Source organism: Lacunimicrobium album (assembly GCF_052161635.1).
Taxonomy (GTDB): Bacteria; Planctomycetota; Planctomycetia; order Planctomycetales; family Planctomycetaceae; genus SXPC01.
Genome location: NZ_CP197413.1, coordinates 3,874,805 through 3,899,579, shown reverse-complemented (window position 1 = coordinate 3,899,579; position 24,775 = coordinate 3,874,805). Strand labels below are relative to the sequence as shown.

General features: G+C 56.0%; 15 protein-coding genes. 4 read left to right on the top strand and 11 right to left on the bottom strand.

The features are described from left to right. Positions 1 to 103: 103 nt before the first annotated feature. Positions 104 to 1,549 (bottom strand): hypothetical protein, encoded by a 1,446-nt coding sequence (locus SH248x_RS15585; protein ID WP_459555222.1) that lies wholly within the window; start codon positions 1,547 to 1,549, stop codon positions 104 to 106. Then, positions 1,546 to 2,091 (bottom strand): hypothetical protein, encoded by a 546-nt coding sequence (locus SH248x_RS15580; protein ID WP_459555221.1) that lies wholly within the window; start codon positions 2,089 to 2,091, stop codon positions 1,546 to 1,548. Before SH248x_RS15580 ends, SH248x_RS15585 begins: the two co-directional genes overlap by 4 nt. A 329-nt stretch (positions 2,092 to 2,420) precedes the next feature. Between SH248x_RS15580 and def the strand changes: the two genes are divergently transcribed. Then, complete coding sequence (def, locus tag SH248x_RS15575) at positions 2,421 to 3,008, top strand: peptide deformylase (protein WP_459555220.1); 588 nt, start codon at positions 2,421 to 2,423, stop codon at positions 3,006 to 3,008. 170 nt (positions 3,009 to 3,178) lie between these two features. On the opposite strand, the gene SH248x_RS15570 is transcribed toward def, so the two are convergent. The 4 genes from SH248x_RS15570 to SH248x_RS15555 form a co-directional block, all read right to left on the bottom strand. Continuing rightward, positions 3,179 to 4,537 (bottom strand): DUF1552 domain-containing protein, encoded by a 1,359-nt coding sequence (locus SH248x_RS15570; protein ID WP_459555219.1) that lies wholly within the window; start codon positions 4,535 to 4,537, stop codon positions 3,179 to 3,181. Positions 4,538 to 4,688: 151 nt separating this feature from the next. Further along, on the bottom strand, positions 4,689 to 7,157 hold the full coding sequence (locus SH248x_RS15565; protein ID WP_459555218.1) for a DUF1592 domain-containing protein: 2,469 nt from the start codon (positions 7,155 to 7,157) through the stop codon (positions 4,689 to 4,691). 391 nt (positions 7,158 to 7,548) lie between these two features. Next, entirely contained in the window at positions 7,549 to 9,834 is a 2,286-nt protein-coding gene (locus SH248x_RS15560; protein ID WP_459555217.1) for an ArnT family glycosyltransferase, read from the bottom strand. Then, positions 9,831 to 10,082, bottom strand: a complete 252-nt coding sequence (locus SH248x_RS15555) for a hypothetical protein (RefSeq protein ID WP_459555216.1) — start codon at positions 10,080 to 10,082, stop codon at positions 9,831 to 9,833. The genes SH248x_RS15560 and SH248x_RS15555 overlap by 4 nt, the downstream gene beginning before the upstream one ends. Between SH248x_RS15555 and SH248x_RS15550 the strand changes: the two genes are divergently transcribed. After that, positions 10,081 to 11,118: a Gfo/Idh/MocA family protein gene (locus tag SH248x_RS15550; protein WP_459555215.1), complete on the top strand. Its 1,038-nt coding sequence runs from the start codon at positions 10,081 to 10,083 to the stop codon at positions 11,116 to 11,118. The genes SH248x_RS15555 and SH248x_RS15550 overlap by 2 nt on opposite strands. 386 nt (positions 11,119 to 11,504) lie before the next feature. On the opposite strand, the gene SH248x_RS15545 is transcribed toward SH248x_RS15550, so the two are convergent. After that, positions 11,505 to 14,162 (bottom strand): protein kinase domain-containing protein, encoded by a 2,658-nt coding sequence (locus tag SH248x_RS15545; RefSeq protein WP_459555214.1) that lies wholly within the window; start codon positions 14,160 to 14,162, stop codon positions 11,505 to 11,507. Between the two features lie 462 nt (positions 14,163 to 14,624). On the opposite strand from SH248x_RS15545, the gene SH248x_RS15540 reads away from it, so the two are divergent. Further along, positions 14,625 to 15,260 carry a Maf family protein gene (locus SH248x_RS15540; protein ID WP_459555213.1) on the top strand — a complete coding sequence of 212 codons (636 nt, stop codon included), beginning with the start codon at positions 14,625 to 14,627 and terminating at the stop codon, positions 15,258 to 15,260. Positions 15,261 to 15,362: 102 nt separating this feature from the next. Beyond that, positions 15,363 to 16,436: a tRNA dihydrouridine synthase gene (locus tag SH248x_RS15535; protein WP_459555212.1), complete on the top strand. Its 1,074-nt coding sequence runs from the start codon at positions 15,363 to 15,365 to the stop codon at positions 16,434 to 16,436. Between the two features lie 24 nt (positions 16,437 to 16,460). On the opposite strand, the gene SH248x_RS15530 is transcribed toward SH248x_RS15535, so the two are convergent. The 4 genes from SH248x_RS15530 to SH248x_RS15515 form a co-directional block, all read right to left on the bottom strand. Then, complete coding sequence (locus SH248x_RS15530; protein ID WP_459555211.1) at positions 16,461 to 17,516, bottom strand: STAS-like domain-containing protein; 1,056 nt, start codon at positions 17,514 to 17,516, stop codon at positions 16,461 to 16,463. A gap of 121 nt (positions 17,517 to 17,637) precedes the next feature. Next, on the bottom strand, positions 17,638 to 18,057 hold the full coding sequence (locus SH248x_RS15525) for a flagellar export chaperone FliS (protein WP_459555210.1): 420 nt from the start codon (positions 18,055 to 18,057) through the stop codon (positions 17,638 to 17,640). A 69-nt stretch (positions 18,058 to 18,126) separates the two neighbouring features. After that, entirely contained in the window at positions 18,127 to 20,847 is a 2,721-nt protein-coding gene (gene fliD, locus SH248x_RS15520) for a flagellar filament capping protein FliD (protein ID WP_459555209.1), read from the bottom strand. Positions 20,848 to 21,083: 236 nt separating this feature from the next. Continuing rightward, a complete protein-coding gene (locus SH248x_RS15515) occupies positions 21,084 to 24,629 on the bottom strand; it encodes a tetratricopeptide repeat protein (RefSeq protein WP_459555208.1) in 3,546 nt (1,181 codons plus the stop codon). Positions 24,630 to 24,775 lie beyond the last annotated feature (146 nt).

The following is a 24,775-nucleotide window of genomic DNA, read 5'->3' as shown; positions in this document are numbered from 1 at the left end:
GAACATTACGGAGTCATGACTTTTTTTGATCGGCGTGAATCTGCGGTTCAAATGGTTTTTTCTTCATCCGTGTGTCTTCGTGTCCATCCGTGGTTAGTTTCTCTCACTCCTTCGGAACAGGCATCATGAACCCGCCCGGGTCACTATCCAGCAGATGATTCAATGGCTGCTCGGCGTGATGCATGGACCAGCTGATCTGCTCATGAAGATCGTTCTGCTGATACGGAATCACGAGCACACGCACCGTCGGCGAGAGCATCAGCTTATCCAGCAGGTCGATTTGACTGACCTTCACCAGCATCACACATGCGACTCGGTGAACTGATAATCGCTCGATCATTGTCAGGACCTGGGCTGCTTCGTGACGAGGAAGCAACTCCAGCGAAACCAGTGAAGAGGCATAGGCACCGTCCATCAGTTTGGCTTCAAACTCGACGACCGAAGTCGCTTTCTGAACGTCAAAACCGAGACGTCGCAGTCGATTGATGTCGATGGTCATCGCGACATGCTTGCCCGTCTGCTCCAGTTCCAACAGAAGAAGACGATGTGTCGCGGCTTTATAAACATCCGAGCCGCCGGTGAACTCATAGCGTGCAGAACTCGGGCTGACCAGTCGCACGAAGAATCGCTCGATCTGACGGATCTTCTGCGGACGCACAAACGCGAGATAGCCATAGATCATCGCGATCCCAAACGTCGGCATCCCCATGCACAACGCGATCCCCAGGTGCATCCCGATCCCGAGCAGCAGATACAGAGGGCGGAACCACTGATTCCAGATGAGGAAGAGAAAGCTGATTTCAAACAGGATCGTCAAATGCGTCGCAAACTCCAAAATCCACGGATAGTTCGCCAGCCAGGTCATATCGATCGACTGGTATTCCGCGTTCGCAATCGCCATCCACATCGCCTCGCCGTTCCACCAGGCTTCGCCGAGCATCTTGGAACAACCAGCTGCAAAATAGATGACTGCATAATGCACCTGAATCAGACGAGTTCCCAGACGGGCCCGAGATGTCTTTCGAGGAGCATGGAAGGCAGACTCGTTTCTCCACAGACGTCGCAGCACCTGATCGACGGAGTATGCACCGCCACATCCGCCGATCGCCAGGTAAAGTGTCTGTAAGGCGAGGATCTGATCGAGTCCGTAGTTGGCAATCAGCGCGCGGTTTGAATTGGAGATCGTGATCGCAAACGCCAGGACACTCGTCACAGGAGTGGCCAGCCCAATCATGTAGGCAACCAGAATCACCAGGCAGATTGTATGAGCCATCCGCAGCTGGTCATCGGCGACGAAAGACCACAGCGACACCGCCGTCGAGTCTTCCGTCAGCGAAGACAACGCCGCTTGAGACATCCAGCCCGTCGACCCGAAAAACTCTTCGAGCTGCAGTCCCCACACAAAATGTGTGTAAATCAGCATCCCACCCACAAGCCAGCGCATGACCGCCAGATGCTCGCAGGAACAAGGCTGAAACCAGAATTGTTCCCAGTTGGTAAACAGGGTTTGAAACCAGCCGGAAATTCCCGCCAGAGGACCGCGTTTCATAGACGCTCCTCCACAAACTGATCGCGATGGAATTCCCCCACCACGTCTTCATGGAACAGCGATCGATCATCCAGCGAACGTCCCGCCAGAAATTCGATCCGCGAAGGCAGGTCATGAAAAATCTTCGTGACGACGACGTCCTGAGCCCCATTCTGCAGACATAGTTTTCGGGCAAACGATCGTGCCCAGATCGGCTCCGCTTCCGTCGGACCATTGCCCAGGAATTCAGACATCATGAAATAACGGTGATAGAGAAGTCTCGGCTCGATCTCGCTGGTGGGAAACCGCAGCGTCTGCTGCTCGCCGTTCGGAAATGTCATATCAAACGACAGAAGATTCGCACCGCCAGGCTGCGGGGAAAAGTATTTCCAGCCATGGTTCATATAGAGCAGCTGCAGGTACGGCACCGCGACCACCGAGCTGCGTTGCTGAAGTTCCGAAGACGGGTAAATCGAAATCGGCCCCGCGACGATGCAAAACAGATGAAAAACCAACCAGACGTTGACAAGCAGAAAGCCAAGTTTAGACAGCGATATCATCATGATGGCCAGAAGTGATAAGGCAGGACCCGGAGTCGGAAGCTGGGTAATATGCACAACTTGAAACGATAATGGCGGATCGCCATCTTAGTCCCGACGCCGTCCACTTGCGAGAATCTTCTGTGGTCCGGACGACATTTTCCACCAAGCTGTCTCTCCCAACCGGACAATCTGGACATCGTTTGTTAGCTAAACACCCTTCAAGTCTTTCAGAAGACTCGACGCTGGTTTTTCCTGTCCCTTATAATCCCTCCCACCTATAATCTCTCCACCCTGAACTTTCGATTTTCCCAACTCCCGTGCGGCGCGGTCTCGTCGATTCCAAACCCTTTATGAACATCGTCTTGTATCCTCACCCCGCTCTCCGCACAAAGTCGGTCCCCGTCACCAAGATCGACGCCAACCTCAAACGTACCGTCGAAGAGATGTTCAGTCTGATGTACGAAGCCAAAGGTATCGGGCTCGCCGCCAACCAGGTCGGCCTTCCCTGGCGATTGTTCGTCATCAATCTGACTGGCGACGCGACCAAGAAAGAAGAGGAGATGGTCTTCCTCAACCCGGAGATCGTTAAGCGCTCCCCCGCCACCGATGAAGACGAAGAAGGCTGTCTGTCAATTCCCGATCTTTACGGCCCGGTCACACGCTCTTCGAAAATCATCGTCGACGCGTTTAACCTTCAGGGCGAAAACTTCGAAGTCGAACTCGACGAACTGGCCGCCCGCGCCGTTCAGCACGAGTATGACCATATCGAAGGAGTCATGTTCACCGACCGCATGAGCGAATCCAACTTCCGCAACGTGGAAGGGGTCCTGGAACGCTTTGAACAAGAACACAAACGCGCCCAGGCAGCCGGGCATCTGAAGTCCGATGAGGAACTCAAAGTCGAACTCAAAGAACTCGCATCAAAGCAGGGCGGCTGATACAAACGCCATTTCAGCCAGCGAAGTCACAAGAGTCGTGCCATGCTCACAGCTTTGGGTGAGCATGCTGCTTCGTTTGACGTTGGAGCGTCCAGAACATGCTTGCTCAAAGCCGCAAGCATGGCACGTTGTCCCTTTCCGACAGATCCTTCACCCCTCTGTCTTCATTCCTAACTCTTGAGCCCTGCCAGCATCCCCGTGCTGTCCCCAAACCGATCCACGTTGGCCCCCGTCGCATTCAGCATCGACAGGAACAGATTCGCCATCGGCGTCTCGTTCGCCGCCTTCAACACAACGCCGTTCGTAACCGCCCCGTTTCCTTTGCCCGCCACCACGCACGGCACGTTCGCATGCCCGTGCTTGCGCCCGTCATCCATCCCGCTGCCGTAGCAGATGATGCTGTGATCCAGCAGCGTTCCATCTCCTTCGGGAATCGACTTCATCTTCTCGACGAATCGCACAAACTCGGCCAGCAGGAAGCGGTCGATCTTGCGAATCTCTTCTTCGCGGTTCGTGCTGTGAGTCAGCTGGTGGTGACCTTCCGAGACCCCGAGGTTGCGATACACCCGGTTCGTCTGTGCGTTCGCCAGCATGTAGGTCGCAATGCGCGTCGCATCGGTTTGAAACGCAATCGCGACGAGGTCGTACATCAAACGCAGGCGGTTCTCATGCGATCCCGGATCTTCAGGAGGCAGATACTCAGCCGGCACATCGATCGCGGGCATGGTCGAGAATCGTTCAATCCTCTGCTCGACATCGCGCACGCTCTGAAAGTATTCGTCCATCTTTGCCCGGTCACTGGACCCCAGCTGTGACTTCAACGAAGACGCACTTCCCGAAACAAAGTCGAGAATCGACTGCCTGGATTCAAGGCGTCGCGCCGTCTGCGGATCATTCGCCGCACCGCCGAACAGCCGCTCAAACGCCCGACGTGGATCAGTCTCTTTCGGCATCGGCTGCGTCGGCGAACGCCACGAGATATTGTTGATGTAAACGCAGCTGTACCCCGAGTCACATTGTCCCGATTCTTCGCCACGCTCGGTCCCCAGTTCGAGAGACGCCAGCCGCGTCTGCCCACCGACAGCCCGCGCCGCGATCTGATCGACCGACGTCCCCAGATAGACATCCTTCCCGCCCGTCTTCTTCGGCTGCGACTGCGTCAAATAAACCGCACCGCAACGCGCATGATCGCCCGCCCCATCCCCGTTGGCAAACGCTTTATCGACACGCAAGTTCGTGATCAACGTCACATCATCGCGCACACTCTCGAGGGCCGACGTCGTGTCGTTCAACGAAAACTCACGCCCCGACCCCGTCGGAGCCCAGTTATCCTGCACGACCCCGTTCGGAAAATAAACCCACGCCAGCCGCGTCGGAAACACCTTTGAAGCCATCGCAGCATCCCCCGCCATCACCTTCGCCGCCGGCCACATCGCCTCCAAAAACGGCAACCCCAACGTCACCCCCACACCCTTAAGGACAGTGCGACGAGAAAGGCTTTTGTGAGTCCAGTCAAACTTCTGTTTCATAATTCTGTTCCTCAGGAATGTCCCTTCTCCCCCGGGGAGAAGGTGGCCGAGTCGAACCTCTGGTTCGCATCTAAATACCGCGAGGTCGGATGAGGGATCGCGATAGGCAAGTGTACGGTTTCAAATAACAACTTACGCAACAGGCAGCTTCTTATCTCGAAGTATCTGTCACTTCCGTCATCCCCGGATCCCGACGCTGTAATCGAAACGGCCGTGACAACACGATCTGCTCCACCAGCGTCGAAAACTTGTACTTGTCTATTTTTAATCGGCTGACGATCTCTTCGACCGCCACTCGATCATAATATTCCATCCCACGTCCGAGTCCGTACGTGAGCATTTTTTCGGTCATGCACTTGGCGAACTCTTCTTCGCGACCACTCAAAATCTCGAGCAGCTCCATCGAATTGGAAAACGCCTCGCCTCCCGGCAGCGTCCCGCTTGGATCGATTGCTTTCCCCTGATCATCGACACGCCACTCGCCGATCGCGTTGTAGTTCTCAAGACCAAACCCGATCGAATCCATGACGCGGTGACACGACGCACACGTCTGATCCGTCCGGTGCAATTCCAACTGCTGACGCAACGAAAGATTCGGATTGCTCTCCTGCGTCGAATCGAGCGCACTCACCCCAGGCGGTGGATCGGGCGGCTTATCTCCAAGGATATTCTCCAACACCCAGCTCCCGCGCTTCGGCGGCGAGGTGCGGGTCGGATAACTCGATAACGTCAAAATGCTCGCATGCGTGAGCAATCCACTGCGTGGGACATTCGACAGATCGACCCGCTTATAAAGGCCCCCTTCGACATTATCGATCCCGTACAGACGTGCCAGTTCGTCATTGATGAAGGTGTATTTGGCCGTCAACAGGTCCTGCAGGCTGCGGTCTTCCCGCACAATCGAGGTGACGAATTGCTCCGTCTCCTGCTTCATCTGGATCTTCATCTTTGAGCTGAATTTGGGAAACGTCCTGGAATCGACCTGAACCCCATCGAGCCTCCGCAGTCCCAGCCACTGTCCGAAAAATGAATCGATAAACGCCTGCGACTTCGGATCTTTCAACATCCGCTGGGTCTGGTCACGAATGACTTCCTCATCCGTCAACTTCCCCTCGCGAGCCAGCGCCAGCAGTTCATCATCGGGCATGCTGTTCCACAAAAAGTACGACAGCCGACTCGCCATCGCCCACGAATCGAGTGGCTGGATCGCATCATCGCTCGCGCGATCCGTCAGCAGTTCCTTACGAAACAAAAACTCCGGCGATACCAGCATCGCTTGCGTCAGACGATCGATAACCGCAGGCGTCTCCATCCCGCTCTCAATAAGAGACTCTCCAAATCCATTCCATCGAGCCAGTTCTTCCTCGCTGACATCCCGTCGAAACGCGCGGGGGAGGGCGTCTTTCAGATAGGTCTCGACGCGTGACTTTGCAGGCTCATCAGATCGGCGGGTTGCTTTCAGATACGCAAGCGCCGCAGGCGGCATCGTCTCTTCCGCGATCCCTTTTTCGCGTCGCACATACATCGTCACCAGCCCGACCTGATGTGCTTCCCGACTCAGGAGATACCCTGTGTCCTCTCGAAACTCATCGAACTCATGCCCCAGAACATGCGCGAACCGCAAATCATGCTTGCCCGGCTTCACGTTCACCCGCGCTTCAATGTGATACGTCTTCACCTTGCCAGGATCGGAATCGGCTTCCAGCACCTGGGCAGCGATCTCTTCGCCATTCCAGAAGATTTTTGCTTTCGTCCGACCATTCAGACGCTCGATCTCTGCGTTTTCATCAGCCGGAGGATCTCTGCGTTCGGCGACCCGTGGTCGTTCGCCACGACGAAAGCGATCAAGCTTCGTCTCAGCGAACGACGGGCGAACTTCTACCTTCGCGCCGATCGTGTATTCCCCGGGCAGCGGTATGTTGGAATCAATAAACCCGACCGTTCCCGTCGCGACCAGCGAATACCGGTCGCCGACCCGCTGACGCGCGCCGTCATAGCCGATGTCGAGATGGTAGTAGCCGTAGTTGTGATTGTTACCTTCGAGGCGTCGCAGTTCACGCGTGACCGACTCCGCAGCATCCAGATAGGTATCCAGATGCAACGGCGAAATCGTCAGCACATCGCCAATGTTATCAAACCCATACCCTGCATCATCGGCTGGGAACTGAAACGACAGTTGCAACGACATCCCAAACAAATCACGAATCGTGTTGTCATACTCGCTGCGATTGAGCCGACGGACAGTCACGTGCCCCGGATCAATCGGCTTGGAAAAGTCGATCGTATTCAGCTGCGCATCCAGCCAGACGGAAACCGCATCGCGTGTCGCATCGTCCGGCCGGTCGCTTCCTGCTGGCGGCATCCCGCCTGAGCGGAGTTGTTTATGGACCTTCTTCCAGGTCGCCCGGTCCGCGAAAATGTCATCGACCGACTTGAACTGATCGACACGCAGATTCCCTTCCGAGTCATCCGCATTGTGGCAGTCCGCGCAGTATTTCGTGAGCAGCTGGTTGAACGCTTCCGATGTAACCGCAGGAGCGGCTTCCTCAGCGCGCGAAATGGAAGCGCAGCTACTTAGGAGCAGCGCAGCGAGCATCAACGTTCGAATCCATCGATTCATGCAGGCAGGTTCGTTTCAGGAGGGAAGGACAAGGGGCGGGCACAGCCATCGACATCACGATGGCCTCCAACATTCAACATTGTTTATCACTACTAGTATTTCGATCTTTTCTACCGGCTGTCAACAACGAATCTGAAACTTTGAATGTTTGAAAAGTGATTTCCCAAAAGGCTTTAGCACAATTCCTTCTGGAGACATTTTCCCGGAAAAATGAGACTGGTCGCCGACGTCATTTTCGATTCTTTTTCGGTCATCATGTTTCATCAGAAGGAGCAAAGAGATTTCACCACAGAGACACGGAGAGCACGGAGGAAGAGGAAACTTCGCATGGTCTCAGTTGAAAACTCCGTGTCCTCCGTGCCTCTGTGGTTAGCCTTCTTCTGGCTTCCAATCAGGGGGCAGTTGTTACCGGAAAGATCTGCGCCGTCATGAAATACGGTTTCCCGTCATACGTGACGACCAGCTCGGGAGCCCATTTTGCAATCTCCTCACGCTCGGTCTGGTTGAACGAGTCCAGCGGGCGGAAGAAGGGGTATCCCGGAAGTGCTGGCTTGAGGACGCCGCCAGCCACCAGATGCTCGAAGCGTTTCGGGGTCACGTAGTCGGTATAGCGGTAGCTGGTGCGGTAGCGCAGGATCTCGGCCCAGTTGACCAGGATGAACTCGATCTTGTTGTCGTGGAAGATCTTCTGAATCGAGGCCGTGTCTTTCATCTGCTTGTCCGCAGAGGGGAGTGTCGAGTCCTCCTCGCGCGAGGTCCAGTCTTCAAAGATCGAGCGATCGAAAACGGTGTTGTAAATCGGGCGGAACGTCGCGTCAAAAACCTCCGCCTCGCCGACGCAGAGCACATTCCCCTTGGTCAGTTCGTTGACCGCCATGACTTCCGGAGCCGTCAGCTTGCCGCTGCTTTCACGCATCTTTGTCAGGTCGAAAAGATAGCTATTGTCGCCCGACAGGCCGCTCGCGATGAATCCGAGATTGAAGACCAGCCCCGCGATCATGAACGGCAGGTATCTCCAGCGCTCGCCCTGGCTCATGAACGAAAACGACGCCCCTGCCAGCACACACGCAATCGGCTGCATCGGCACCCAGAAGCGGTCCAGGCGGTGCGTCAGTCCCCACCAAGCCAGGAACAAAACGCCCAGGTAGATCCACATCCAGCGAGTCGCGACCGAACGAACCACGAACGGCAGTGTCAGCATCGCGAACCCATAAACCAGCACGCTCTGCCAGTCGTTGACGAACGGGATGTCTTTGAGAAAGAACAGAAACGAGCCGACGGTGTGACTGTGGGGATAGTGGGCGTCCTTCCATTTCTGATCGAGTTCGGGCGACCAGTCCACCCCGCCGAAGACACTATAGAGCAGTGGATAAACCGGGTTCCCGGTTTCCACGAGGTTCTTTGTCATCCAGGGACCAAAGGTGATCAATGTCCCCAGAATGTAAGCAGTGACGATCATGACTCCGCTTCGGATGTTCGTCGTTGGCATGGCTGCCGATTCGGGGGGGCTGGAGTCAGTAGCTTCCAGGCTTGTCGAATCTGTTGGGAACAGATGAGACAGGAGCGCCACAACCAGCATCCACATCCCCATCGGGATCACGACCTGCACCATGCCAGGATATTTACACGAGACAGCAGCCCCCGCCAGCAATCCCGTTAGCAGCGCTTCCCGCGTGCAGTCGAGCCCCTTGAACCGGTTCATCGTCGTGACGACCGCCATCAGCAGCGTCGCCGCGACATAGCAGCTCAATCCTCCTTCGGTGTAGGCGATGATCGAGATGCGATAGGTCCACGGGGCCGTCAGGTAAATGAGCAAGCCCATCCAGCCGGCGAAGTTGCCGAAGAGGCGATTGGCGATCGCGAAGACCGCCAGTCCCGTCCAGATCGAGAAACTCGCGAGCACGAACTTGCCCGCTAGCGCCCCCCAGTACCAGTCGCCATAGATCACCATCGACGACAGCGTCAGCATCTCTGTCAGAAACGGGAAGGACGTATAGACATTATGAGGCAGCATCGTGATGACGCCGTTCTGGTAAAACTCCTTGGGCCCCTGGATGTGATATTCCTTCACATCAAAATCCGCTTCAGGCAGCAACGACCCGAGGAACGTCACGCCGACAAAAGCAGCCAGCGTCAGCAGGATGGCAAGTTTCGTAGTCGAGATGATCTCTTCGTTTCCCGATGAAGCAGGGATCAAGTTCTTCCAGCCTCCCAGCACCACGAACTCGGCTGCCATCGACAACATCAACAAGAGGATCATCAGCACTTGCGACAACATGCCCGCAAGCCCCAGTCCCAGCGTGATCAATGACCAGAGGCAAAGGCCGAGGGTGATGGAGATGACTTCCGATTCCAATCGAGTCAACGTCATCGGGGTTGGCTGGAGGCGATTCACGCCCCGCAGAGCCAGTCGTCCGATCGCCCAGCTTCCCAGGAGTAAAAAAATCCCAACTCCAATCATGGGAAAGCGTTGCGGCAGAAAGTACCAGCCATTGGGGGTCGGTTTCGCCTCGTAGTAAGGCAAAATCAGTTTGACCAGATAGATGTCAGGCAGGGTTTCCCACAGATCCATACGGGTCAATGGACGGTTGTTTGGCAGTTCCTGCGTGTAAAAGTACAGAAAGAACACCAGCAGGAAAACTAGGCCGAGCCAACTTAAGTGCTTTTTCTGGTTCACTTTATGATTTCCTGGGCAACCTGAAGGCGAAATTTCGCGGCTGGCTCTATGCGGGCGGTGACGAGATTGATTTTGATGCAGATTAGATCCAATTGATACGATAGCAGCAATTTCCACACGGCGGGAGAAAACGGGGGCGGCTGGCTGTCCTCTCGCATCAAATCGCGATAAATTGATGGTTTGCTTTCGGACACTGGTTGACGACGTGTTGACGGTTCGAACGCGTGCTTCTCAGGTTTTGCACTCATGTTACGCATCGGTATCGTCGGAGCTGGCGGAAATTGTCGGCTGAAACACATCCCGGGATTTCGCTCGATTCCCGATGTGAAGATTGTCGGCGTCTGCAATCGGACGCTGGCTTCGTCCAAGCAAGTCGCTCAGGAATTCGGCATTCCCAAGGTCTATGACGAGTGGCAGCAGCTGGTTGATGATAAAGAGATCGACGCGATCGTCATCGGCACCTGGCCGAACATGCACAGCCAGATCACCTGCGCTGCTCTTCGGGCCGATAAGCACGTCCTGTGTGAAGCCCGCATGGCGTCCAATCTTGACGAAGCCCGCCTGATGCTCAACCTTGCTTATGAGCATCCTGATCTGATCACTCAAGTCGTTCCCTGCCCGATGGGACTGGTCCATCACGACTTCGTTTCCAAGATCATTGCTCAGGGCTTCCTCGGCGAATTACGCGAAGTCGTCGTCATCGGTGCTGACGACATGTTCTGGGATTACTCGAAGGAAATGCACTGGCGTCAGGATGCAACCAAGAGTGGCCGCAACGTGCTGACTCTGGGCATGCTGCAGGAAGTTGTCAATCGACACTGCCCAAGTACGAGTCGCGTGTTCTCGCAGATGAAGCTGTTCGAGCCTCGGCGCCCATCCGCGGATAAGAATCAGACCCTCGTTGACGTGACCCTTCCTGACAGCATTCAGATCGTGAGCCAGTTTGAAAACGGTGCCCGCGGCCTGTATCACATCAGCGGCGTCAACCTCTTCGGCCCGGGACAGCAGGTTCACTTCTACGGCACCGAAGGGACGATCAAGTGGGAACTGGCTCCGACCGAGCGGGTCTCTGTCGGTCACATCGGCCAGAAGGAACTCCAGCTCGTCGAGCTGCCTGAAGATGAGAAGGGTGGCTGGCGTGTGGAAGAAGAATTCGTTCAAGCCGTGCGTGGCGAGAACGAAGTGAAATTCACGACCTTCACTGCAGCGATCCGCTATATGGAATTCACCGAAGCAGCCTGGCTGAGCCATGAACAGAATCAGCCCGTGAGCCTGCCGTTGTAATTGACAGTGTGCACGAGAAAAGGCGAGCGGGGGGGGTGTGAACCGCCGGTCTAAACGACCTCCAGCATTCAGCGCCAGATTTTTAGAAGCTGTCGGAAATCTGGACAAGGTCCACCGAGAGGGCGAGGCTCCGTCCGAGCCGCTGTCCCGAGTTGCAACGTCACGCCAGCAGGTCGGCATTGAATGGTGTGCAGGGAGCAGAAGCGGTCGGGGCCAATCTCGTCTTGTGCACTGGGGAAGTCTCGCAATTCAAAGAAGCGGCTCGGACGGAGCCTCGCCCTCCCGGGGCTGCATTCGATGTTGATGAAGCCGCCCGATGTTGCAAATCGCTTCTTGATGACGCTTTTAAGACAGGGGGTTGACACCCCCCGCTCGCCTAAGACGCGTTAGTTGCTGGAGGCGGCGACGCCTGCGGGTGTTGGTTGCTGGTTGCCGGCTTCGTACATCTGGCGGACTTCGTCGTCGGAGAGTGGGCGGTTGTAGATGGCGAATTCGTCGATCAGTCCGCGGAAGCCTAAGCGTGAGCCTGTTGTTTCCTGAGCTTGCCCAAGCATGAGGCCAGTCGGGACTTCGGCAGTCAGTAGCGGGCCCTTCTTGGCGGATTCTTTCTGACCATCCAGGTACACCGTCAGGACAGCCTGCTCTTCGCCCGCGACAGGACGGATCGTCCCGACGACCTGATGCCAGTCGCCAGGGGTGAAGTCGCTGGTTGTTTCGACCTCGACCTGATTACGGGTATTGATTGGTCCTGTGGAGAATTGAAGAGCCCCTTTTCCCTTGATGCGGTGAATGCGCCAGGACGTTCGTCCGCGGTTCATCAGGGCGTAGCTTTCATTGTTTTCTGGATCAGCGCGGAACCAGACGGCCAGCGTCACGCCTTTGGAGAAATCGACCTGCTGCAGAAACTCGTGAGAAACCCCAATAAACTCGTCGGCGAGTTTGTTCTGGAAGCCGACAGCTTCTTTGTTCTCAAAGCGGCCTGGAGCGGGCTGAATATTGCGCGAGGCGAGCTTGGCTTTGGCAATAGGGGATTTGCCCGCCTGATTGTCAGCGGCTGTTCCTTTGTTATCTTTGCCTTTTAGAAATGTGCTGTGCCAGACGAGGGTTTCGTCATCCTGCATCTGCTTGGTGTAGGCCAGCCAGCGTTCTTCAGGAGAGGCCGGTGTTGCAGGCTTGTCATCTTTACTGTCTGGCTTTTTCTCGTCAGGTTTCTTTTCGTTTGTCTTGGACGTATTCGCGGGAGTCATCGCGACATCGACGCCGGGGGGCTTTTCGTCAGGCTTTTTGTTGGCGACTGAGGTGTCTGCCGGTGGCTTTGGTTTTTCGCCTTCCGGTTTTGGTTTTTTCTCTTCGTTCTTCTTATTGTTGTTCGGCTTCTTTTCCTCGTTTTTCGCGACGTTATTCGAGGCTGGCTTGGTTTCTGCGGGCTGATTCTTCTTCGACTCATCAATCTTTTTATCGAGCTGCTGCTGCGTCATCGGTGATGGCGAAACTTCGCGGGAATCCCTGTCGAACAGGCTCGAGACGGAATAGAAGACGATGAACAGAACCGCGATCATCAGTGTTGAAATCGCGGCGACGAGAGTGACGGTTTGGGAGTCATTGCTCTTCTTTTTGATCGGCTTCTTATTTGTCACGCGAGAGCGGGAGCCGATGGTCGAACGTGCGTTGATTGCAGACGGCGGAGCCATGGTCGCAGTCCCGCCGCGAGCGGCTGCAGCGGCGGCTTTCTTGCGAGGGACCGACGGGAGATCGAGCTCGGCCATTTCGTTGATGGCCTTGAGGAACTCATCTTCTGCCTGGCTGGACTGAGTGCCGCTGTCTTTGGTGACGCCCGATGGGGAGACTGGTTTCTTCGTGTCGCTGGACGAATTGATTTTGGCGTCTGCTGTGGGCGTATCCTGGTTGATCAGATTGAAATTGATCTGCGAAGCTTCCGGGCTGCGGCCGAGGTATTCATCGATCTCGCTGATACGGAATTTGACCGCGGTTGGATCGTAGGGCGGAACGATCCGCGAGGAATAGGGCGTTAATGCCTGGATGACTTCTTCGCAGTTCTGGAAGCGGTCTTCCGGCTTTTTGGCCAGCATTTTATGGATGGCGGCGGCGAGCTCGTCGGGAATATCCGGGACGTGCTGCTTGATGTGGACCGGCGGTTCCATCTGGTTGAGAAGGAGCTTCTGAGCCGTCGTCTTGCCGGGGAAGAGGACCTTGCCGGAGATGATGGTGTAGAAGGTAGCACCGAGGCTGTAGATGTCGGCACGAGGGTCGACTTTATGGGAATCGAGGGCCTGCTCGGGAGCGATGTAATCGATGGTGCCGAGCTGGTTCTCAGCGACTGTCAGAGAATGGTTCTGCGTCCCGTCGAAGCAGGCGACGAGTCCAAGGTCGAGAACTTTGATTTCGCCGGATGTCGCGACGAGAAGGTTACCGGGTTTGATATCGCGGTGAACCATGCCGTTCTTGTGAGCATGCTGGAGGGCGCTGGCGGCCTGCATCATGTAATCAGCGGCCTGCTGATACGGAATCGGGCCGAACTTGATGACCTGATTGGCGGCGTCGATCCCTTCGACATACTCCATGACGAAGTAGGGGATGCCGTTTTCCTGGTCGAAATCGTAGGCACGGATGATGTTGTGGTGCTGGAGTCCTGCGACGGCGCGGGCTTCTCGTGTGAAGCGGGCGAGGACTTCTTTCTGCATGTGCTTGGGAATGTTCTGGCGGACGACCTTGATCGCGACGAGTCGCTGCATCGTGATCTGTTCGGCGAGATAAACTTTCCCCATTCCGCCGGCTCCGAGGAGCTCGAGGAATTTGTACTTGCCGATGTAAAAGCCTTTGAAGCGGCCTTCGAGGAGCTGGCGAACCTGGTAAGTCGTGCAGACTTTATTCTTGATGAGGATGAGGGCGAGCTTTTGCGGATCCTGAGCGGTTGGTCCTAAGCTTTTCAGCTGTGTCCGCAGGGTATCGAGCAGATTTTTGTGAACCAGCTGGCTGGACTCGAGGACCGCCAGTAGTTCTTCACCTGTCGTTGGTTTGCCCATACCTGGAAACCTCGATCTGTGAACAGGACCTGAAGGCGCTCAGATCATGTCGTGGTCAGACCACTCTCGACTCATGTTGCACGATGGGTTTTGGCTGAATCTCGACAGGAAATCAACCGTCGAACACATCGAAATGTGGCGACGTTCCGGAACATGTTAATAGATAAGGAGAAACGACTTGAGCCACTGAGAATATGGGTTGGGAAATTGCCAGTGAAACGAATCGGTTCCATGTTTGGATGTGATTCACTGCGAACGCAGCATGATGAAATTATAATGAACACTTAGACGAATTGGGACAGACAAAAGACAATGGATGCGTCGGATTCTTTGGAATTTTTGTCAGTTGTCACGGGAGATATCGGATGACAGGACGTTAGGATTACGCAGGAAAATCGGGCCCATCGTGAGATGGTGACTCAACAATGTTGTCTGACCAGTTTGGTCTGGGATCAAGGTGAGATGCAAGAGAATTCTGGTTTGATCCTGGCTTCGCGGTCGCCACGTCGCAGGGAACTGCTGGCGCATCTGGTGGGAGTGGACGGATTTGAAGTCGTTGCTCCCCCGAACTCTGAGGAACTGGGGTTCGAGGATTGTCATGATCTGGAGAGTATTCAGGCTCGCATGACCCAGATCGCGCGCGGGAAAATCGCTCAGGTGCGGACTAACGCCCAGGCAGGCGACTCGCGAGCAGTCCTCGGAGCAGATACGATCGTCGTGGCCCAGGCCGATGATGGGAGTCTCGTTGTTCTTGGACAACCTCCGGCTGAGGGGGACTGGAAAGCCGTCGTCCGGGAATGGTTCACGCGATATTACTTTCAACGCCCGCATCTTGTGTTGACGTCGGTGACTCTGGATCTTGGACTTGAGATGAAAAGCAGGGTCGTCCGGACGGAGGTTTCGTTTCGGGAGGACTCGAAGGGGCTAGTCGAGTGGTATCTTTCGACGGGCGAGTCGCTTGGTAAAGCGGGTGGATATGGGATTCAGGGGGCGGCGGGGGTGTTTATTGAACGTGTCGAGGGAAGCCTGACGAATGTGATTGGGCTGCCGATGTTTGAGACGCGGGCGTTGCTGGAAGAGGCGGGGCTTCTGGCGTAGGGGCCGCTGGGCGGACCGTGGAACGGTGTTATAAAATTGGACGTGCAGTAAGAATTGGAGCCGGATTGACGGTCCGCACAGCGGACCCTACGGGAGAGAATTTTGTCACTGATTTCGATGGAAGATGCGGAGATTGTGATTGGGGGGCGTCGGCTGGCGTCGCGGTATTTTCTTGCGCCGTTGGCGGGGTATACGCAGCTGGCGTTTCGGACGGTGATGCGTGAGCAGGGGGGGATGGGGCTGGCGACGACGGATCTGGTCCTGGCGACTCACTTGGCGCATGAGCATCGACGGTCGCTGGAACTGGTCAGGACGTGGGGCGAGGACTCGGCCAACTGTGATCGTCCGCTGACGGTGCAGATTTATGGCAGTCAGATCAAGGACATGGTGCGGGCTTGCAAGTGGCTGGTCGATCATGGGTATGAAGCGATTGATCTCAACATGGGTTGCCCGATGGCGAAGATCAATGGGAATGGGGGTGGGGCGAGGTTGATGTGCGATGTAGCCGGGGCTCGCGTGACGGCGGAGGCACTCGTCAATGCGGTCAATGTTCCGGTCACGATCAAGATGCGTCTGGGTTGGGATCGGGAGACGATCACCGCGCCGGAGTTAGCTCGGCAGTTTGAAGATGTCGGCATCGCGGCGGTGACGGTGCATGGGCGGACGCGCGAACAGGGGTTTCATGGGCGGGTTTCGCTGGAGGGGATTGCAGCGGTCGTTGATGCGGTCTCTTCGATTCCTGTGGTTGGGAATGGGGATGTGCTCACGCCGGAGGATGCGCTGCGGATGCGCGAGGTGACGGGGTGTCATGCGGTCGCGATTGGACGGGGAGCGATGATGGACCCCTGGATCTTTCGGAAGCTGGCGCAGATGACGCACGGCCAGGAAGTGACGCAGCCGACGAAGGAAGAGCAAATCGGGTTTTTGCGTCGACACTTCGCGCTCATGGTGGAACTACATCCGCACGACTGCTGCTTTTTGTTTCGCAAGTTTGCCGCGTGGTATGGAGCGAAGCTGGGGATTCCGGAAGAGCTGGAAGATCGTCTGCGCCGATTTGAATCGCCCGAGGAGTTTGAGCAGATTGTCGAGCTGATTGAGCAACGACATGGGGAGCGAGAGAGTTTGGTTCCGACGGCGCTGGTGAAGGTGCCGAATGGGCCGGTGGAGCATTGGTGAAAAACGGGATGGACGGCTGGAATATTATGGATTTTGTGGTGACGAGGGTGAGGATGAATGCTCAACATGATCAATCATGCTTTGCACGTTTGGGGTGGTGTTGAGGGGGATCAGTTTGACGTTAGGGTGGCTGTTTCGGTAGACACGAAAAATCTCGTCTGCGAAGCCTTGTCCAATAAAATCTACCCCTGAGAAATCAAGGATGACTTCTTGAAAGCGATCAAAGCGATTTAAAAGCCTCTTTGCCTGCGAGCGTGACACCAGGTTCTCGCTCCCATATTGAAGAAGTGAGACTGGTACTTTGGTTTTAGCAAAAGAGTGATCAAACTTTTCTGGACTTGCAAATTCATTAAACACATCATTCACTTTTCTTTTCGAGTTTAGTGAAATCCCCATTTTTACATGAGTTCCCTGGGTGAAGCTTTGGACGTCTTCTATCAGCCAGTCTCCGCCAGCATCTGTATGCATAAAGAAAAGGGACCCTGAAAGCAGTGAAAAATAATCGCACATTCTGGAAGTAAAGAAAATTCCTTCACCGGAATGTCTTGTGGGGTCGGTCGTCAGCTTGCCTTTAACGAGTTCGCAGATTGCAGCAACTTCATCAGGAAGATGAAACTCCGTCATGATTTTTCGAAAAATGCCGACGCCAAAATCGTCAATATTTATTGTGATATTAGCCGGAGTTTGCTGATAGGAAATTAATACCGTTGGACTATTAGAATGATCAATCGCATTATTGAGCATCTCAGTGAAACAATAGCTAATTGTTTGGATGAGATCCGATGAAGCACCTATAAGTTTGGGTTTGATAAGTGTCTGCCAAGGTACATCTTCTTGAAGACCATCAATTTCGAACGAAGTTGAAAATTGATGGGTGACACAAAGTGAATACCGCCTTGCTCGAGTTCGCCCTTCGGGTCGAAGGGTTCCGTCGCTAACTAGACTCTTGAGATGATGTTGGACTGCTTGAGTCGTCAGGCCAAATCGATTTGCGGTGAATTTAGTAATGTCCGCCGAATGCTTCTCGACGTTATCGATAATAAACTGTCGGATTCTCGTCGATTTCGATTGTTCCTTCATGAGTTCATTGTATGGCTCATTTGAAAACAATCAATAAGATATTTGAAAAAACTGGAAGGATGTTCTGTCGAGAAAACGTCGTATTCCCTTTTTGGATAAAGATTTGCAATTTGAAAGCCAATCACATGACCCAGTCGAGGGATTTGTGTTCTTCGGGGGTTTCGAGGGGTTTGTCGCCGAGGGCGTCGATGAGGTCGGACCAGGTGCGGTGGTGTTTTTCGAGGATGAGGATGGCGTTTTCGATCTGGGTCGGGTTGCGTGAGAACTCGGCTTCCATCAGGTTGCGGTAGACGAAGACGAACAAGCCGCGTAGGTCTTTGATCATGTCGGGTTGTTGATCGTCTTTGAGGCCTGCGAGGAGTTCGGAGACCATTTCTCTTGAGCGCGAGAGGGCATCGCCGAGGGATTCGTAGTCGCCCATTTCGAGGGCGGCCTGGGCGAAACGGGCGAAGCGCAACGCTGCCTCCACGACGATCAGGTGCAATCGGTGTGGCGGGGCTGTCAGGACGGACATTTCGAGGTATTCGTTTTGTGGGTTCATTGGTCGTATTCGCTATGGGACGTCGTTTACTGAGATCAGCGAAAAATCCTGACCCCAGCCACCCGACGTTTAATTCCTGTTGTTGCTGTTGAGGATGGCGGTCAGGGATTCCTGCTGGTTGTTGAGGGACGAGATGGCTGAGTCCATCGCGACCAGCTGGTTGAGGATGCGTGTTTTTTGTGAGTCCAGCAAGGCTTGAAGGTTTTCGACCCGTTCGTTGATGTCGCTGATGTTGGTGTCGATGGCATTCTTCTGGAGGATGAATGTTCCATCGACGGTATCCGTCAACGAGTCGACGGCGTCTTCCAGGCGCTTGCCGAAGCCGGTTGCGGACTCGGAGAAGAACGTGGTGAGGTCTTCGTAGTTGCTTTCCAGGAGGTCATCGAGCTTGTCTTCATCAATTTCGAGTTGGCCTTCGGTGTTGTATTTGATCCCCATTCCCACGAGTGAGCGGACCGCCGAGGTGGCAGGCCCGGTTTGATTGAAGAGGAGGGCGTCGAGTCGCTGCATGGTTCGCTGGACGACGCTCGATCCCTGGAGGATGCCTCGCTCTTGGGTTTCAGGATCGAACTTGGTCAGTTCTTTTGTCAGGTCGATGATGGCGTTGAAGTTTTCGACGAACTTGGTGAGTTCCTCTTTGATGGCGTCCTTCTTAGGACTGAGGGTGATTTCGACGGGCGTGGTGCCGGTCTTGAGGACGTCGATGTTGATGCCGGTGACGACGTTGGTGAAGGTATTCGTCTGCGAAGAGACGAGGAACGAGTTATCAGACCCGCCGAGTCTGAGGACTGCGTCCTGGCCTTGGACGATCGTTGAGAAGCCGATGCCCAGTCCGGTGTCGTCGAACATCAAGTTGCCGGCTTTTCCGGACAGGGCCGAGGTGATGCTGAGGCGGTTGGCGTTGAAGGAGCTGCCGTCGTTGATGATGCTGGCGTTGGCGAACGCGCCTTGCGCTTTGATCTTGGTGACGACGTTTTCGAGCGTATCGGTACTGGTCACATCGACGACGATGGCGTTGCGCGAGATGATGGCCTGCTGACCGGAGCCGTTGTCTTTGCTTTCGCCCAGGATGCGGAGATCTTTGGCGGTTGTGCCGCCGTTGAGTTCTTCGACCTTGATCTTGCCAGTGCCGCCTGATTCATCGATGAGCTCGAAGCCATCGCCGGTCTTGTTGAGTTGGGCTTTGATACTGATGGACGAATTGGCGTTGATGCGGTCGATGACGTCGCCGATGGTCTGGACGTTCGCGCTGATTGTGATGATGCCGACGTTGCCGGCGCCGTCGGTGATCTGGAAGGAGCCGGTCGAGACGGTCGTGCCATCGGGGGCATAGTCGGCGAGGGCTGAGCCTTCGTTGAGGAAGCGTCGATTGAGGCTGCCGGAGTTGACGGTATTGGAGGCGACGTCTGCGGTGATCTTGAGGTCGGCTGCGAGTGTCCCGGTGACATCCGAGATCTGGATGTTGCTGGTTGTTGAGCCGGAGGAATCGACGATCTTGATGCCGGTGCCGACGTCGTTGACGGTGGCTTTGAGGCTGAGTCGTTCGCCGTTGGTGTCGGTCGCGGTATTGATGGCGTAGAGGACTTCGTCGAGTGATTCTGCGGTCGAGAGGTCGAGGTTGGCGGTCTTGCCAGTGCGGTCGGTGATCGAGATCTCACCTGCCGTCACGCCCTCTCCGCCGTTGAGGCTTCGCAGGAGAACGGAGTTCATGCCGGCGATCAGTTTGCGTCCTGTCAGGACACCGCCAGTCGCTGCGGGGTCGAGGCCGAGGACTTTGGTGATCGTGGCGTTGTTGATGTCTTCGACGACGAGGCTGCCGGCGCCGGTCGTTGTGTCGGTCAGGACGAAGCGGTTGTTCTCCAGCGTGGCGGTCACTTTGCCGCTGTTGCCAGTTGCGCCATTGATCTTATCGAGGACGTCTTTGATAGTGGTGACGCCGTCGACGTTGACTTCGAAGGTCGAGCCATCGGCGGTGGTCATCTTCAGGTCGGTCGCGCCGGTGAAGCCTCTGAACGTCAGGCCGTCATTGAGCAGGTCGAGGGTGAAGTTCTGGTCGAGCTTGTAAATGGGATCGCCGGTGAGCGTGCTGCTGGCGACTGATTGTCGGATGCCGAGGCTTTGAGCGGTTGAGCCGTTGTTGACTTCGGTGATGGTCAGGTTGGACGAGGTGCTGCCGGAGGTGTCGAGGAGGACGATCTGGCCGTTGACGGTGGTGGCATCGACGGCGATGCCGGAAGTGTTGTTGATGGCGTCAATGGCATCCTGCATCGATACGACTTTGGTCAGGTCGACTTCTGCCGTCGCGCCGCTGCGATCGGAGATGCGGATCTTGCCACGGTTGATTCCCGAGCCGTTGTTGAGAAGTTCAGAGGGGGTCGATGTGGAGACTGCTCCGCCACGGGCGATCGTGATTTGACCGGCTCCGATCGTCTGTGTGGAACTGGCATAACCGCGGCTGAGGACTTGTTGGGTGGCAGATTTTTGAAGGGCCTGGAAGACGTAGGTTCCTGCGGTCGCGGCGTTGGTCGAGCGGACCGTCATCTGCGACGTGTCGGGGTTGTTGATCGTCAGCTGGCCGAAGGTGTTCTTGGACTTGAGAGTCGCTGCGTTGATGGACATCGCGACCAGTTGGGACTGGAAGATGTCGATGCCCTGTTTGGTGCCTTCGTACTCAGTGACCTTTGCTTCGTGGCGCGCAATGACCGCCTCGGAGCGCGCCGTCAGCGCCTTGATCACGTCATCATAATTGATGCCGCTGACGAGTCCGGTTGAGATGGATAGGGAGGACATGGGTGGTCAACTTGGGATAGTCCGGGTTGGGATAACCCGGATTGTGCCGCTTCGGCACAATGGGAATCTCGAAATGGGCGTCTGATGCGCAGTTGGCCGTGTTTCTTGCGGCTTCGCCGTCGGGGTTGGGACAACCCCGACTACCCGGGTTTTCTCACGTCATTTATCGACGAAGACTGTGGGAGAGGTTGAGGCAGCGTTACCAACTGCCGGTTTTCCCCACGCGAATCAGACGATTACGGACGTTCAGGACGGAAAAACAGGAGGCTGATGTTGGTGTTCTGGTAGTGCAGATAGGGCAGGCGGCAGGATCGGAATAACCGGTAACCTTGAGCCTGCATGAGGGCTTCGTATTCGGACTCTTCCCGGTTGTAGACGGGAGGGAGCCCGCCGCGTCGCCATTTGCGTCCCATGATCTCTGCGATCACGACGACCGGGGCGGCCTGGCAGAGTTTGGCGGTCACGGACTTGACGGCTTCGTCGTCGATGTGAAGCAGAACGCAGTAGGTGAAGGCGAGCGAAGAGCGAGGGTATTCGTCGATGAAGTCGACCTTGGTGAACTGGTGCAACGGGAGCGAGCTTTGACATCGCTGAATCGCGTTGATGTTGACGTCGACCCCGCGATAGCGCGAGGGGGGGAATGCAGAGGCAAGTCGACCATAGCCGCAGCCGACTTCGAGGATTGTACCGTCACCCTGGCCGGTTGCGTGCGCGTGGTCGGCGTAGGGGGTGAAGAGAGTGGAAAGAAGTTCGCGGACGTTCCAGCCTTCGGGGAATTCGCCGAGGCTGGCATTTTGGGGGATGATGTTCTGGAAGTTGTCGGACTCCCAGAATTTGGTGTGGTCGGCGTGGGGCTTGTCAGCAGTCGTGCCATGCTTGCGGCTTTGAGCAAGCATGTCTTGGGCAGTGTGATGAGCTAAATGTTGCGAGTTTTCAATTGAAAGAGTCGAGAGAAGTGGCGTAGAGGGTTGCAACGAAATTCGCAGAGATCCCTCATCCGACCTCGAAGACTCGGCCACCTTCTCCCCGGGGGAGAAGGATCGAGCCGAAGAAGTCTTGCTTATGATGTTCCAGTCTGGGATTGGCTGATTGAGCTTACGGGCCTGATAGCGGGTGCGGGCTTGTTGCATCAGGTCGGAGACGATGGTCATCCAGTCTCTGCCGGTGGCTGCGCGGGGGCCGGTGGAGTGCATGCCTCTGCGGTTGGCGAAGAAGGGTTGATCGATCTTGATGCAGCGATATTGTTCCCACAGTCGCAGGTAGTAATGGAAGTCTTCCCCGGCATCGAGGCCTTCGTGGAAGAGAGTTTTCAGCGCAATCTCCGTGCGGACGAAGTGGCCCATCTGCAGCGTGAGGAAGGGATCGGTCTGGAGAATGTCTTCGTAGCGGTCGGTCTGGCCGAGTTGGTCGGCGCGAGCTTCTGCCACGTCGGTGCCGTGTTGAAAGCTGTAGATCTGGCCCCAGATGGCGTCATAGTCGTTCAGATATGGAGCGACGGAATCGAAGGCATTGGGAACGAGGACGTCGTCGGCGTCGAGAAAGAAGACCCATTCGCAGCCTGCTTCCAGGGCCTGTTTGAGGCCGAAGTTGCGGGCGTACGAGCGACCGGCATTCCCCTGGAGGTCATTCAGACGCAGTGGCATGACTTTGCTGAAGGGGCCGGGGAAGTCGGTGCAGGCGCGTTTGACGGAGTCGAGATTCTCTTCGTAGATCTGGGCATGCCCGGGACCGACGGGGGTGATGACTGCCAAACGCGGGGCGAGCCGAACTGATGGAGCGGAGGGTGTCACTGGTTCTTGAAGACGGTGATTGAAGTCTTGAAGCAGCATGGGGTTGTTCGCTGTTGATCGAAGTTCTCGGGCGATGTCGCTGACGACGGGTGACCATTCAAAGGCTTTGGACTGACGGAAGAGTTTCAGGCTCTTGTACCAGTAGCTGCGGTCCCCCTTGAGCAGCCAGCGCCATTCAGGAACTTTGGAGAGCATCGTCCAGCAGGGAACGCCCAGAGCGCCGGCGAAATGGACGGTCGCGTTGTCGATCGAGATGACCAGATCACACAACGACATCTGAGCCGCGAAGAGCTCGAGATTTTCCAGTGGATTCGACTCGGGGAAATCATGCAGTGTGACGCCGAACTCGCGTTGGATCAGCTGCTTTTCCGCCGTGCAGTCGCCGTATTGCAGGTTGACGAAGTGGACGCCGGGAGTCTGGAAGATTGGCTTCCATTGTTCGAGTGGCAAGCTGCGTTTGGTGCCGACTTCTTTGTTCTTCCCGCCACGCCAGGAGATGCCGACTTTCAGGCCGGTTCCGAGGGCTTCGAAACGGGGCTTCCAGGCAGCGATCAATTGAGGATCTGGACGCAGATACGCGACGCCCGGATGAGAGGCGATGCTGGGGCGGAACATCTGCGGGAGATCGCCCATCGAGCGAGCGACGTCGATGTCCGGGAGTTTGATTTTGACTCCAACGGGAGTTGTCTTGGAGCGGGGAATGGCTTTGAGTCCGGGGAACGAACGCTCGAACATGGCGACGGTACGAGCGTCGGTTTCGAGGGTCGTCTGAGGGCTGAGTTTCATCACGTCAGCTAGACAGCTGCCGAACATGATGACGTCGCCGATGCCCTGTTCGGAGAAGATCAGGAGGCGTTCATGGGCGAGTCGTTGTCCATCCCACACGGGGTGATCGAAGGGACGGTGATCGTGTTCCCGTTTGAGGACTCGTTTGGCATAGCCTTCCCAGCCCTGGATGAAGTCGCCGTGCATGAGGCGGGTTTCGCCGAGGGAGTACTGCGGCTCGTAATAGCTGGCATCGAGCTGGATGGCGCGACGGTAATGGCGCTCGCTGCCTTCGACGTCGCCGAACATCTGCAGGACGTTGGCGAGGTTGTTGTGGGCGTCGGGGATGGTGTCTTCGAGGGAGAGGGCTTTCTCGTAACAGGCGCGAGCTTCTTTGAACTCCGCGATCGCCTGATGGCAGGCCCCTTTGTTGCTGTAGCAGGTCGCGAACGAGGGTAGCTTGGCGATGACTTTTTCGAACAGCTGGATCGCTTCCTCGTACTGCTTCATGTAGTACAGGCAGCAGCCACGCAGGTGCAAGCCGTTGATGTGGTCGCGCTTGATCGTGAGGAAGCGGGCGTACAAGTCAGCGGAGGTTTTGTAGTCTTGAAGCTGACAGAGATCGTGGGCGTATTCTTCGAGGACGTCCGGGTTGTTCGGCTCGAGCGCGAGCGCCTTTTTGAGGAGCAGGACGGCGTCGCTGAGTTTGTTCTGCAGGCGATAGACTTTGGCGAGATTGACCAGGCCGAGGACGTGATGGTCGTCGATGGTGATCAGTTTGGAAAGGGCCTGGCTGGCGTCGTCGAGTTTGTTGGCATCGCGGAGAATCGAGCCCAGCGAATTGAGGTAGATCGGCTGGTTCGGAACACTGTCGAGTGCCTTGCGGACGAGGCGTTCTGCGTCGGTGTGTTGTTGTTTTGCATAGTGCACCAGACCGAGGAGGTGGAGTGCATCGCCGTGGGTGGGGTCTTGCTTGAGGACTTTGCGGTAGAGGCGTTCGGCGTCGTCGATTTTGCCCTGCTTCTGGAGGGCGAGACCGCGGTCGACGTCTGCGTTGGGTGGAGCCTGTTTTTGAGGCAGCGGAGCGGTGGGAATCGGAGCAGACGGGGCAGGGTGAGCATCCACCGGGGTGTGGCTGTTGAAATGGATTGCCGGCATGAAGTGCGGACCGTCCGACGGCTGCGAAAGGTTCGTATGGGCAGGCGTTGACTGGGTAGGCTGTTTCATCGCGATCCCTGCGAAGATTGGCAATTGTCACGGAATGTCTGACTCACGGCGCGCACGGTCGCAGCGAATCGGACGTCCTTGTGGTTATCGACTCGCCGGGACGTGAGGCTTGCAGTCGATTGGCGTCAAAATCAGAAGAATCGTCA

Coding starts and splice junctions, on each gene's coding strand:
- SH248x_RS15555 (WP_459555216.1), bottom strand. CDS start 10,082: ATGAGTGCAAAACCTGAGAAGCACGCGTTCGAACCGTCAACACGTCGT.
- SH248x_RS15580 (WP_459555221.1), bottom strand. CDS start 2,091: ATGATGATATCGCTGTCTAAACTTGGCTTTCTGCTTGTCAACGTCTGG.
- SH248x_RS15585 (WP_459555222.1), bottom strand. CDS start 1,549: ATGAAACGCGGTCCTCTGGCGGGAATTTCCGGCTGGTTTCAAACCCTG.
- def (WP_459555220.1), top strand. CDS start 2,421: ATGAACATCGTCTTGTATCCTCACCCCGCTCTCCGCACAAAGTCGGTC.
- SH248x_RS15530 (WP_459555211.1), bottom strand. CDS start 17,516: ATGAAGGAACAATCGAAATCGACGAGAATCCGACAGTTTATTATCGAT.
- SH248x_RS15550 (WP_459555215.1), top strand. CDS start 10,081: ATGTTACGCATCGGTATCGTCGGAGCTGGCGGAAATTGTCGGCTGAAA.
- SH248x_RS15570 (WP_459555219.1), bottom strand. CDS start 4,537: ATGAAACAGAAGTTTGACTGGACTCACAAAAGCCTTTCTCGTCGCACT.
- fliD (WP_459555209.1), bottom strand. CDS start 20,847: ATGTCCTCCCTATCCATCTCAACCGGACTCGTCAGCGGCATCAATTAT.
- SH248x_RS15540 (WP_459555213.1), top strand. CDS start 14,625: ATGCAAGAGAATTCTGGTTTGATCCTGGCTTCGCGGTCGCCACGTCGC.
- SH248x_RS15525 (WP_459555210.1), bottom strand. CDS start 18,057: ATGAACCCACAAAACGAATACCTCGAAATGTCCGTCCTGACAGCCCCG.
- SH248x_RS15545 (WP_459555214.1), bottom strand. CDS start 14,162: ATGGGCAAACCAACGACAGGTGAAGAACTACTGGCGGTCCTCGAGTCC.
- SH248x_RS15565 (WP_459555218.1), bottom strand. CDS start 7,157: ATGAATCGATGGATTCGAACGTTGATGCTCGCTGCGCTGCTCCTAAGT.
- SH248x_RS15515 (WP_459555208.1), bottom strand. CDS start 24,629: ATGAAACAGCCTACCCAGTCAACGCCTGCCCATACGAACCTTTCGCAG.